The sequence below is a fragment of the Streptomyces albofaciens JCM 4342 genome (assembly GCF_008634025.1).
GTDB classification, from domain to species: domain Bacteria; phylum Actinomycetota; class Actinomycetes; order Streptomycetales; family Streptomycetaceae; genus Streptomyces; species Streptomyces albofaciens.
Window position 1 is genome coordinate 1,971,027 of sequence record NZ_PDCM01000002.1, and the last position, 12,271, is coordinate 1,983,297.

General features: G+C 74.4%; 9 protein-coding genes. 6 read left to right on the plus strand and 3 right to left on the minus strand.

Annotated elements, in window-relative coordinates:
* Positions 1-158 precede the first annotated feature (158 nt).
* A complete protein-coding gene (gene treY / locus CP973_RS28860) occupies positions 159-2,603 on the plus strand; it encodes a malto-oligosyltrehalose synthase (RefSeq protein WP_150246831.1) in 2,445 nt (814 codons plus the stop codon).
* Positions 2,604-2,711: 108 nt separating this feature from the next.
* Here treY and CP973_RS28865 read toward each other — a convergent pair whose 3' ends face one another.
* Positions 2,712-3,590 (minus strand): LysR family transcriptional regulator, encoded by an 879-nt coding sequence (locus tag CP973_RS28865; protein WP_150246832.1) that lies wholly within the window; start codon positions 3,588-3,590, stop codon positions 2,712-2,714.
* 96 nt (positions 3,591-3,686) lie between these two features.
* On the opposite strand from CP973_RS28865, the gene lpdA reads away from it, so the two are divergent.
* A complete protein-coding gene (gene lpdA, locus CP973_RS28870) occupies positions 3,687-5,156 on the plus strand; it encodes a dihydrolipoyl dehydrogenase (RefSeq protein ID WP_208853322.1) in 1,470 nt (489 codons plus the stop codon).
* A gap of 381 nt (positions 5,157-5,537) precedes the next feature.
* Positions 5,538-6,269: a lipoprotein gene (locus tag CP973_RS28880; protein WP_150246834.1), complete on the plus strand. Its 732-nt coding sequence runs from the start codon at positions 5,538-5,540 to the stop codon at positions 6,267-6,269.
* A 30-nt stretch (positions 6,270-6,299) separates the two neighbouring features.
* On the opposite strand, the gene CP973_RS28885 is transcribed toward CP973_RS28880, so the two are convergent.
* Positions 6,300-6,845, minus strand: a complete 546-nt coding sequence (locus CP973_RS28885; protein WP_150246835.1) for a DUF1707 and FHA domain-containing protein — start codon at positions 6,843-6,845, stop codon at positions 6,300-6,302.
* Positions 6,846-7,106: 261 nt separating this feature from the next.
* Here CP973_RS28885 and CP973_RS28890 point away from each other — a divergent pair, with 261 nt between their 5' ends.
* Together CP973_RS28890 and treZ are read left to right on the plus strand one after the other, a co-directional pair.
* Complete coding sequence (locus CP973_RS28890; protein WP_150246836.1) at positions 7,107-8,033, plus strand: GNAT family N-acetyltransferase; 927 nt, start codon at positions 7,107-7,109, stop codon at positions 8,031-8,033.
* Between the two features lie 49 nt (positions 8,034-8,082).
* A complete protein-coding gene (treZ, locus tag CP973_RS28895) occupies positions 8,083-9,960 on the plus strand; it encodes a malto-oligosyltrehalose trehalohydrolase (RefSeq protein ID WP_208853323.1) in 1,878 nt (625 codons plus the stop codon).
* A 19-nt stretch (positions 9,961-9,979) separates the two neighbouring features.
* Here treZ and CP973_RS28900 read toward each other — a convergent pair whose 3' ends face one another.
* Positions 9,980-10,513 carry a type 1 glutamine amidotransferase domain-containing protein gene (locus CP973_RS28900; RefSeq protein WP_150246837.1) on the minus strand — a complete coding sequence of 178 codons (534 nt, stop codon included), beginning with the start codon at positions 10,511-10,513 and terminating at the stop codon, positions 9,980-9,982.
* Between the two features lie 214 nt (positions 10,514-10,727).
* Between CP973_RS28900 and CP973_RS28905 the strand changes: the two genes are divergently transcribed.
* Positions 10,728-12,266 carry a PucR family transcriptional regulator gene (locus CP973_RS28905; RefSeq protein ID WP_150246838.1) on the plus strand — a complete coding sequence of 513 codons (1,539 nt, stop codon included), beginning with the start codon at positions 10,728-10,730 and terminating at the stop codon, positions 12,264-12,266.
* The last annotated feature ends 5 nt before the right edge of the window (positions 12,267-12,271 follow it).

A 12,271-nucleotide genomic window follows, 5' to 3' on the forward strand; every position in this document is an offset into this window, starting at 1 on the left:
GGCGGGGGCCTGCGGTCGGGGAACCGGCGAAGGTCGCCGCCCGGAGCCGCCCGGCGCGTACACCGGGGCCGCGCGCGCCGTGCCTGCGCGGCGCTCCAGCACCGGGGCGGCCCCGGCCGGATGAAACAACAAGCCGTCCGGCGGGTACGGGTGTTCCCATGACGGCCGAATCCAGTGCGCCATCCACCGCCACTGCGCCACCCACCGCCACGTACCGGCTCCAGCTCCAGCCGGACCTGCCCTTCGCCGCGGCCGAGAAGGCCGTGCCGTACCTTGCCGCGCTGGGCGTCTCGCACCTCCACCTCTCCCCTGTCCTGGAGGCGGTGCCCGGTTCCACACACGGCTACGACGTGGTGGACCACGCGCGGGTGCGGGCCGAGCTGGGCGGCGAGGAGGGCCTGCGCGCGCTGGCCGCGACGGCCGCGGCGCACGGACTGCGGCTGGTGGTGGACATCGTGCCCAACCACATGGCCGTGCCCGCGCCGGAGTCGCTGAACGCCGCGCTCTGGGCGGTGCTGCGGGACGGCCCCGCGTCCCCGTACGCCCGCTGGTTCGACATCGACTGGGACGGCGGGCACAGCGGGCGGGTGCTGCTGCCGGTGCTGGGCGGGCGCCTGGGCGACGAACTGGGGAACATCCGGGTCGACGGTGACGTACTGCGCTACCACGACCACGCCTTCCCCATCCGTCCCGGCACCGAAGGCCTGCCGCTGCCCCGCCTCCTGGACGCGCAGTGGTACCGCCTCGCCTGGTGGCGGCTGGCCCGCAGCGAGATCAACTACCGGCGGTTCTTCACCATTTCGGAGCTGATCGGCGTACGGGTCGAGGACGAGGCGGTCTTCGAGGCGACCCACGCCACGCTCCTGCGGCTGCTGCGCGAGGGCGTCGTCGACGGGCTGCGCGTCGACCATCCGGACGGCCTGGCCGCCCCCGGCGACTACCTCGCCCGGCTGCACGCCGCCACCGGCGGGCGCTGGACGGTGGTCGAGAAGATCCTGACCGGCCGGGAGCGCCTGCCGTACGGCTGGGCGTGCGCGGGCACCACCGGCTACGACGCGCTGCGGCACCTCGACGGCCTGTTCGTCTGCCCGCTCGGCTCCGGCCGCCTGTTCACCGTCTACCGGGACTTCGTGGCGCCACTGGCGGACGCGGGCGGCGACTGGGAGGAAACGGTACGCCGCGCCGCCTACGAGGTCGTCACCCACGACCTCGCCGCGGAGGTCGAACGGCTGGTGCGGACCGCCGGGCGGATCAGCGACCAGGCGTCCCACCAGGGCGACCACGCGCCCTGGGCCCTGCGCACCGCCATCCGGGAACTGCTGGTACGGCTGCCCGTCTACCGGCCGTACGCCACCGACCGCGCCGGGGCGCGGGACCCGCAGCGCGGCCGGCAGGACGCGGCGATGCTGGCCGAGGCCGCCGCCCGGGCGCGTACGGTCTTCCGCGCGCCGGAGGAGGCGCTGGCCGTGGACCTGGTGCGCGACCTGGCGCTCGGCCTGCTCGGGGACGGCCCCGACTGCGAGGACTTCTGCGCCCGCTTCGCCCAGACCTCCTCCGCGCTGCGCGCCAAGTCCGTGGAGGACACCGCGTTCTACCGCTACGTACCGCTGCTGTCGGCCTGCGAGGTGGGGGCCGACCCGGGGGCGCCCACGGTGGGTGTGGACACCTTCCACGCGTACTGCGCCCGTATCCAGCGGGACTGGCCGCTGACCTCGACGGTGCTCTCGACGCACGACACCAAGCGCAGCGCCGACGTGCGGGCGCGGATCGCGGTGCTGACCGAGTGCCCGGAGCGCTGGCGGGACCTGCTGCGCCGGGTGTCCGCCGGCCCGGGCGAGGGCCCGCAGCCGCCGGACCAGCACCTGGCGTGGACGGCCTGGCAGACCGCCTTCGGCCTGGGCAAGCCGTCCGCCGAACGGCTGATCCCGTCGGTGCTCAAGGCCGTACGGGAGGCCGGGCTGCGGACCTCCTGGACGGAGCGGGACGCCGAGTACGAGGAGGCGGTCGGCGAGTTCCTGCGCGCGGGGCCGTGCGGCCCGGCGGCGTCCTCGCTCACCGAGCTGGCAGCCGATCTCGCGCCGTACATCCGCGCCAACGTGCTGAGCGCGGCGCTCCTCCACCTGACGATGCCCGGCGTGCCCGACCTCTACCAGGGCACCGAGACCGAGTACACGGCCCTGGTCGACCCGGACAACCGCCGCCCGCCGCGGCTGCGCGCCGATCTGCTCACCGAACTGGACGACGGGACCGGCCCGCAGGACCTCTCCGCGGAGAAGCTGCTGCTGACGGCCAGGGCGCTGCGCCTTCGCCGCGACCGTCCCGAGTGGTTCGGCGTCCACGGCACGTACGCCCCCCTGCACGCCGACGGTTCGGCCGCCGGTCACTGCCTGGCCTTCGCCCGCGCCGGACGGGCCGTGACGGTGGCCACGCGCCTCTCCCTCCGGCTGGCCGAGGACGGCGGCTGGCGCGACACGGAACTGACCCTCCCGGGCCCGGGTCCGTGGCACGACGTGCTCACCGGCCGGACGGTCCCGGGGCCGGTGGTCTGCCTGCGCGAGCTGCTGGCGCGGTACCCGGTGGCGCTGCTGGCGGGAGAGGGCTGACGGGCGAGGGCTGACGGGCGACGCGTACGGACACGGCCGCGCGACGGCCGACCGGCCCGCACCGGCTCTTCGGCGCCTGGACGCGGGTCGCTCCGCTCCGCCGACCGGTCAGCAGCCGTTCTGCCGAGCCTCCCGGAGGAGGTCCACGAAGTGCTCGGCCGCGCCGGTGGGCGGCACACGGGAGAAGACGGTGATCTCGCGGCGCCACGGCGGGTCGGTGGGGACGGTGGTGCAGTCCAGGCCGGTGAGTTCGTGGGCGGCGGTGAGGAGGACGCCCACGCCGGCCGCCGCCATGCGGACCGCCGTCGAGGTGTGCTGGGTGCGCACGGCGGTACGGGGTGTGAAGCCGGCGCGTTCGCACGCGACGTCCAGCCACCGCCGGCCCGCCACGACCGGCTCCAGCGCGCAGCGCACCCACGGGCGGTCGGCCACCTCCTCGATGCGCACGGCGGTACGGCCGGCGAGGGGGTCGCCGGGCGGCAGGACCAGCACCATCTCCTCCTCGCCCACGACCGTGACCGGCCCCGGCCACTCCCCGGGCCGCGGCCCGACCGCCACGTCGGCGACGCCGCGTGCCATGTGCTCGTACAGCTCGTCGGTGGTGGCGTACTCGTGCAGCACGAGGCGCACACCGCCGTACTCGCGCCCCCAGCGCACGCAGACCTCCGGGAGCACGCCGATGGCGTGCGCGTGCACCGTGGCGATGTGCAGTTCGCCGCCGCGTGCCGCGCCCGACGCCAGCGCGGCGCGGCGGGCCTGTTCGGCGCTGCGCACGGCGAGTTCGGCGTGCGGGAAATAGGCGCGCCCCATGGGCGTCAGCCGGACGCCGCGCGTCATCCGCTCCAGCAGCGGCCCGCCGACCTCCCGTTCGAGGGCCTTGATCTGGTGGGACAGGGCCGACTGCGTCACGTGCAGCAGCTCGGCCGCGCGCGTGAACGAGCCTTCCTCGACCACGGTGACCAGGTACTCCATCTGCCGCAGACTCATCCGGGCCGCTCCCCACCCTCCCCATGAACGCTGTTCATCGCCTCCATGGAAACATTGCCTTGGACTCATGGGCGGGCGGGGGCGGAGGCTGGCCGCATGAGCGACATGAACAGCGGCGGTACCGGAGCGGGGGCCGCGCGCGGCGGCGAGACCGACGTGATCGTCATCGGCGGCGGCACGGGCGGCTACAGCACGGCCCTGCGGGCCGCCTCCCTCGGGCTGCGGGTGGTCCTCGCCGAGCGGGACCTGGTCGGCGGGACCTGTCTGCACCGCGGCTGCATCCCGAGCAAGGCGATGCTGCACGCGGCGGAACTGGTGGACGGCATCGCCGAGGCGCGCGAGCGCTGGGGCGTGAAGGCCACGCTCGACGGCGTCGACTGGGGCGCGCTGACGGCCACCCGGGACGACATCGTCAGGCGCAACCACCGGGGCGTGGAGGGGCACTTGGAGCGTGCCGGGGTGCGTGTGGTGCGCGGGAGCGCGCGCCTGACCGGCCCGCGCTCCGTGTACGTCGAAGCGCCGGACGGCGGGGAGTTCACCGCGCGGCGCGGCATCGTGCTCGCCACCGGCTCCCGCCCGCGCCTGCTCCCCGGCCTGGTGCCGGACGGCCGTACGGTCGTCACCAGCGACGACGCCCTGTTCGCGGCCGGCCTGCCGGACTCGGTCCTGGTGCTGGGCGGCGGCGCGATCGGTGTCGAGTACGCGTCCTTCCACCGGTCGATGGGCGCCCGGGTGACGCTCGTGGAAGCCGCCGCCCGGCTGCTGCCCCTGGAGGACGAGGAGGTGAGCCGCCACTTGGCGCGCGGCCTGAAGAAGCGCGGCATCACGGTCCGTACGGACTCCACGCTGACCGGCGTCGAGGTGACGGAGACCGGTGTACGGGCCACCGTGCGCACCCCCGGCGGCGAGCACGGCGTCGAGGCCGGGCGCCTGCTCGTCGCGGTCGGCCGGGTCCCGGTGACCGACGGCCTGGACCTGGCCGCGGCCGGTCTCGCCACCGACGGGCGCGGCTTCGTGCCGCCCGCCGACTGGTCCCGGCTGGAGACCGCCGTACCCGGCGTCCACGTCGTGGGCGACCTGCTGCCGCCGCCCTCTCCCGGCCTGGCGCACGCCTCGTTCGCGGAAGGCCTGCTGGTCGCCGAGACACTGGCCGGTGTGCCGTCCCGGCCGGTGGACCACGCGGCCGTGCCGCGCGTGACGTACTCCTCGCCGCAGACCGCCTCGGTCGGCCTGACCGAGGCCGAGGCCCGCGCCCGCGGCCTGGCGGTGCGGGTCAACACCATGCCGCTGACGGCTGTCGCCAAGGGCATGGTGCACGGACAGGGCGGCCTGGTGAAGGTCGTCGCGGCGGCGGACGGCGCGGGCGGCGAGGCCACCGGGACCGTACTCGGCGTCCATCTGGTCGGCCCGCACGTCTCGGAGATGATCGCCGAGAGCCAGCTGATCGTCGCCTGGGACGCCGAACCGTCCGATGTGGCGCAGCACATCCACGCGCATCCGACGCTGTCGGAGGCGGTCGGCGAGACGTTCCTGACGCTGGCGGGGAGGGGACTGCACCAGCATTGAGAGGCGGGGGCGGGCGTACGGGGGAGCGTACGGGGCGGTGTACGAGCCCCCTCAGCGGCCGACGAACACCGACCGCGGCCGCGCGCCATCGACGATCAGGACGACGCCGGCCAACAGCACCCCGCACGCCCCCTGTTCGGCCTCCAGCCACGCCGGAAACCCTCCGGGCAGCACGACGATGACGGCGACGGCCCGTCCGCCGCCGGTCCGTCGTCCGGCCGGACGAATCCCGGCCCCGGCCCGCCTCGGGGGCACGCCGGGCGGGCCCGTACCGGATCACCAGGAGGACGGGAACTCCCGCGCGCGGATAACGGTTTGGCACTCCCCGTCCGCCGGGCTAAGTTAACCCGCCAGTTAACCTTTTTATGATGGAAAGACGGTATGGGTAAGTATAAGTGGGGTGCGGTGTCCGCCGTGCTCGCGATCGGTGTGCTCGCCGGCTGTTCGTCCGCCCCCGACAAGGGCGGCGACACCGCCGAGGACGCTTCGCCTTCCGCTTCGGCCGCGGCCTCGGCGAACGCGGCGAAGAAGGACGCGACGCCGGACGGGAAGGCGGACCGGAAGAAGGACGGAAAGAAGGACGAGAAGGCGGCGGCCGGCTCGCCCGACGCGTGGAAGAAGGGCACCCGGGTCGGGGCCGCCGGCTCCCTCTGCGAGCTGCCGGTGTCGTTCGACGTGGCGAAGATGTGGCAGCCCAAGGGGCTCGCGCCCGAGGACGGGAAGCTGCTCGGCGAGTTCATGGGCCACAAGTCGGCCAGGGGCGCCTGTGAGATCGACGCCAAACCGGCGGGCCACATCGGCTTCCTCCGCGTGTGGACCACGGACCCGACGAAGAAGTCGCCGCGCGAGGTGCTGGAGGAATTCACCGGCGAGCAGCCGAAGGTCGTCAAGAAGGAGTTCAGCGACACCAAGGCCGGCGAACTGCCCGCCGCGGAGGTCTCCTACACGACGAAGAGCCCCCTGAAGGACGAGCCCCAGCAGGAACGGGCGTTCGCGGTGGTGACGCCGAAGGGCGCGACCATCGTTCATCTCGGCGGTTTCGACAACACCGAGCACAAGGAGATGCTCCCGGCGTACGAGGGGGCCAAGAAGTCGGTGACCCCGGAGTCCTGACCCTTCCGGCCGGGCCCGGCCGCCCGCCGCCTATCCCTGCGTGAGGACGTACCCCACGCTCCCGAAAGCAACGTGGTCCCCCGGCCGCACCACTACCTCCCCCACCACCCGGCGCCCGTTGACGCAGGTGCCGTTGGTGGAGCCGAGGTCGCGCAGGAGCCAGGTGCTGTCCGCGTTGCGGAGTTCGGCGTGGGAGCGGGAGACGGTGTCGTGGTTGAGGCGCAGGCCGGAGCCGGGAGCCCGGCCAATGAGGAGGGGGAACGGGCCCGGGGCGGGGAGCAGGAGTTTCGGCAGGCGCTCGCGCTGCCAGGCCCGGCGGACCGTGATGTTGAACGCCGACACCTTGCCCACCGCGCGCAGCACGGCGCCCTGCACCCGGCCGCGGGAGGCCAGGTCGGCGGTGGCGGCGTCGAGTTCGGCGTGCTGACGTGCGCTGAGCACCAGTTCCAGCCGCCGCAGGAAGGTGTCCTGGGACAGCCTGCCTTGCGCCGCGCCCTCGCGCAGCAGTTCCAAGGCGCGCTCCCGGTCGGCTTCCGACGGGCGCGCCGGTCGGGCCGGGAACTCCAGCGATGTCATGCGGGTGATTGTCCGGCGCCCGTCGGCCGGTGTCCAGCCGACGAGGCCTGGGTGCGGGGTGGCCGCGGCCGGTGGTGGCCCGTCGAAAACCCCTGGTGTCCCGCCCGTCCTGCGGTTACGCTCACCGTCGGCCCGCGAGAAGGAGAGGAGGCGAGAGCCGTGTCGACGTACCTGTATGCGCGCTCCCGCCCCGTCCGGCGGGCTGTCCTGGGCTGATCGCAGCCGATCGGGAGCGCGACCGCTGCCTTCCGAGAGGACATCATGACCGGGTTGGTCTTCCGCGCGCTCAGCGAGAGCGACGCGCATCTCTTCCACACACTGGACGACCCCACCGCCGGCCTCGTCGGCCACCTGCCCTTCGGGCGTCGCTACGCGACCCTCGCCCAGGGCGGCCTGTACCGCCCCGAGTGGACCTGGGTCGCGCTGCGCGACGGCGTCGTCGTGGCCCGCGCCGCCTGGTGGGCCGGGCCGGACGACGCCCGCCCCGCCGCCCTGGACTGGTTCGACTTCGCGCCGGGCGAGTCGGACGCCGCCGCACGGCTGCTGCGCACCGCGCCCCTGCACGCCGAGTACGTCCTGCCGCTGCCGCCCGGCTGGCGCGACCAGAAGGCCGTACGGGACGCGGCACACGCCCGGATGGACGCGGCCGCCGCGGCCGGGCTCGCACCGCTCGTCGAGCGGTTCCGCTACACCTGGACGCCCGCCTGCGGCCTGCCCGAGGCGCCGGGCCGGCTGGTGTTCCGGCCGGAGCCGGACGACGGGGTGATCCTGGACATTCTGCGGCGCGTCGAGACCGGCTCGCTGGACGCCCACGCCCGGAAGGCGATCGCCGAGGGAGGCGTGGAGCAGGCCGCGCGGGAGGAGCTGGACTTCTTCAACTGGTGCCCGTCGCCCCGCGACTGGTGGCGGGTCGCGTGGACCGCCGATCCCGCGCGGGGCGGCGAGGTCGTCGGGCTGCACGTGCCGGCCCGCAACCACCAGGTGCCGGTCATCGGGTTCGTCGGCCTGGTGCCGGAGCACCGCGGCCGGGGGTACGGCTACGACCTGCTCGTCGACTGCACCCGCCGCCTCGTGGCCGAGGGCGCGGAGACGGTCATCGGCGAAACGGACCAGCCGAACGTCCCGATGGCGTCGGCTTTCGCCAAGGCGGGGTACCCGATGACGCAGGAGCGTGCATTCTTCAGCTGAGGCCGGACGGGGCTTTCTTCGTCCGCGCGCCGGACGAAGGAGGACAGCCGTGCTCTTCGAGGTGTGGGCACCGGACGCCGAACGGGTCGCGCTGCATTTCGTGTCGCCCTACGGGCGCGCGGACGGAGCGGACGCGGAGGACGGTGCGGCGGGCGCCGCGAACGGCGCCCTGACCACCGGACACGCCGTGGCGACCGGGTACGTCCCCACCGGGGCCGTGCCCGCCGAGCACGTCCCCATGGAGCGCCACCCCGGCCGCGCGGGCTGGTGGCGGGCCGACGTACCGGCCCGCCACGGGGACCGCTACGGCTTCCGCCTCGACGACGGGCCGCTCCTGCCCGACCCGCGCTCGGCCCGGCAGCCCGAAGGGCCGGACGGGCCGAGCGCGGTCGTCGAGCACGGCCGGTTCGCCTGGCGGCACGCGTGGGGCGGGCGGCCCCTGCCGGGCGCGGTCCTGTACGAGTTGCACGTGGGCACGTTCACCCGCGCCGGCACCTTCGACGCGGCCGCCGAGCGCCTGCCGCACCTCGCCGGCCTGGGCATCACCCACCTGGCGCTGATGCCGGTGTGCCCGTTCCCGGGGACGCACGGCTGGGGGTACGAGGGCGTCGCGCCCTGGGCCGTCCATGAACCGTACGGCGGGCCGGACGGGCTCAAGCGCCTGGTGGACGCCGCGCACGGGCACGGCCTGGGCGTCGTCCTGGACGTCGTGCACAATCATCTGGGCCCGTCCGGCAATCACCTGCCCGCTTTCGGGCCGTACTTCACGGAGACCCACCACACCCCATGGGGCGCGGCGGTCAACCTCGACGCGCCCGGGTCGGACGAGGTGCGCGCGTACTTCATCGGGAGCGCGCTCGCCTGGCTGCGGGACTACCGGATCGACGGGCTGCGGCTCGATGCCGTACACGCCCTGCACGACACCCGGGCCCGCCATTTCCTCGCCGACCTGTCCGGTGCGGTCGACGCGCTCGCCACACACCTGCGCCGCCCGCTCTTCCTGATCGCCGAGTCCGACCTCAACGATCCGCGCGTCCTCGCGCCGCGCTCCGGCGGCGGTCACGGTCTGCACGCGCAGTGGAACGACGACTTCCACCACAGCCTGCACACCGCGCTGACCGGCGAGTCCCAGGGCTACTACGCCGACTTCGCGCGTGCCCCGCTCGCCGCCCTCGCCAAGACGCTGACCGGCGGCTTCTTCCACGACGGTACGTACTCCAGCTTCCGCGGCCGGCGGCACGGCAGCCCGCTGGACCGGCGCGCCACCGACGCCCACCGTCTGCTGGCCTATGCCCAGACGCACGACCAGATCGGCAACCGGGCGCTCGGCGACCGGCTGGCCGCCGGCCTCTCGCCCGGCCTGCTCGCGTGCGGCGCCGCGCTGGTGCTGTGCTCCCCGTTCACGCCGATGCTGTTCATGGGCGAGGAGTGGGGCGCCCGTACGCCCTGGCAGTTCTTCACCGACCACACCGACCCGGAGCTGGCCGAGGCGGTACGCACCGGGCGCCGCCGCGAGTTCGCCGCGCACGGCTGGCGGGAGTCGGAGATCCCGGACCCGCAGGACCCGGCCACCCGGGACCGCTCCTGCCTGGACTGGTCGGAGCCGGAGCGGGAACCGCACGCCGCCCTGCTGGCCTGGAACCGCGGCCTGCTCGCGGTGCGCGCCGCCCACCCGGAGCTGACCGACCCGGACATGACACGTACGGAGGTCACGTACGACGAGGAGGCCCGGTGGCTGTGTGTGCGGCGCGGGACGGTGCGCGTGGTGGTACGTCTGACCGGGGAGGGCACGGCCGAGGTGCCCGGGACCGGCGGGCGGGCACGGGTGCTGGCGGCGTGGCCGGACGCGGACGCGGTGGCGGCCGGCCCGGACGGCGTCCTTGGACTGCCGCCCGAGTCGGCCGCGGTGCTGAGGGAGGAGGAGTGACGCACCCCGGAGGGGGGAATCAGCGCTGGAACTCCGCCACGAAGGTCTCGCAGAACGCCTTCAGGTCGTCCGGCTTGCGGCTGGTGATCAGCTTGTTCGGGCCGCCGGTGCAGACCTTGACCTGCTCGTCCACCCAGGTGCCCCCGGCGTTGCGGACGTCCGTCCGCAGGCTGGGCCAGGAGGTCAGTGTACGGTCGCGGACCACGTCCGCCTCGATCAGCGTCCACGGCGCGTGGCAGATGGCCGCGACCGGCTTGCCCGCGTCGAAGAAGCCGCGGGCGAACGCCACGGCCTTCTCGTTCATCCGCAGCGCGTCCGGGTTGGCGACGCCGCCGGGCAGCACCAGCCCGTCGAAGTCGCCGACCTGCGCCTGGTCCACGGTCTGGTCGACGGGGAAGGTGTCCGCCTTGTCCAGGTGGTTGAACGCCTGCACACGGCCGGACTCGGTGGAGACCAGCTTCGGGGTGCCGCCCGCGTCGATCACCGCCTGCCACGGTTCGGTCAGCTCGACCTGTTCGATGCCTTCGGGTGCTACGAGAAACGCCACCTGCATGGCCGTTCATCCTTTGCGTTCGTCTTGCGTACGAAGAGGTGTTCCCTCTGCGGTCTTCTTTTCGCATCCCCGATCACAACAGGGCAAAAACGTGCCAAATGGGATGTGATACGCCCTCGGAGAGCGGGTACCGGGATGTGCCGCCCCGCAAACGGACCCACAACCCCAGTGGCCCGACTGTCCACTATGACTTCACCTGATGGACACTGTGTCCATGCCCTTGCGTATCGCCGACCTCCTCGCCCGGCCGGAGCTGAACCTGTCGGTCACCTACGACGTCCCGGCGGGACGGCTGGACCGTACGGTCGAGGCCGCGACCGTCTCCGACCTGCTGCATCCGGGCAAGTGGCTACAGGGCGGCGAGCTGCTGATGACGATCGGCCTGGTGCTGCCGATGGAGCCGGCGGCCTGCCGGGCGTACGTACAGGACGTGACCGAGGGCGGGGCGGCCTGCCTGGCCCTCGGGCTGGGCCGCGAACTCCCCTACCAGGAAGCCCCTGCACCGCTGGTCGAAGCCGCGCGCCAAATAGGTCTGCCGCTGCTGACGGTGCCCGACGAGGTGCCGTTCATCGCGGTCACCAAGGCGGTGTTCGACGCGCGCGCCGACGAGCAGCGCGCCGTGTTGCAGCGCGCGTTCGCGACGCAGCGGCGGCTCACCGCGGCGGCGACGGACAGCGGCCTCCAGCCGATGCTGGAGGAATGGACCGCCGCCACCGGGGTCGGCGCCACGGTGCTCGACCCGCTCGGGCGGCTGCTCGCCACGGGCGGCGGACAGCCCGCCCCGCCACCGGCGGCGCGGGACCTCGTGGAACGGGTCGCCGCCCGCGGCCTGCGCGGCAGCGCGTCCAGTACGGCCGACGGCCGCCAGCTGGAAGTGCAGCCACTGGGCGCACGGCGGCTGCGCGGCCTGCTGCTGCTCACCGGCTCCCCGGACGCGGCAGCGCGCGCTGTGGTGCCCGGTCTGGTCTCGCTCCTCTCTCTGGAACTGGAGCGCCGCCACCTGATGGACGAGCCGGAGCGCCGCCGCAGGTCGGCGCTCCTCGCGGAGCTGCTGTCCGACGAGGAGGGCCCGGCGGGCCGCGCCCACGACCTCCTGGCCGCGGCCGGCCTGCACGACGACCGGGTGCGCGGCGTCGTGGTCGAGCCCCCTGCCGCGGGTCCGGCGGACAGCGGCCCGCACGACATCGCCGCCGACCTGGCCCTGGCCGTCCCCGGCGGTCTGGTCCGCGTCGCGGAGAGCGGACTCGTCGAGGCGGTGGTCGGCGCGGGGCTGGACGTACGGGACGTCCTGGGCCGGTTCGCGCCGCGCTGCCCCGCGGGCATCGGCCCGCTCACCCCGCCGGAGACCGTACGGGTCTCCCTGCGGCAGGCGGCCGGGCTGCTCGGCGTCAGCCGGGCGAGCGGAGTGCCCGAGGAGGCCCGGCAGTCCGCGGCCAGCCGGCTGCTGCTGGACCTCGGCGACCGCCGTACGCTGCACGGTTACGCCGACGCCGTGCTCGGCCCGCTCGATCTCGCCGACCACGGCGAGGAGTTGCTGACCACGCTCGCCGCCTGGCTGGAGACCGGCGGCGCGTGGGACGCCACCAGCCGCCGCCTCGGCGTGCACCGGCACACCGTACGCAACCGGCTCGACAAGGCCATGGACCTGACGGGCCGTCGCCTCGACGACCCCGACGACCGCTTCGACCTGTGGCTGGCCACCCGCATCCGCAGCGGCGGCGACATCCCGGCCGGCGGCCCCGGACGACTCTGAGCCCC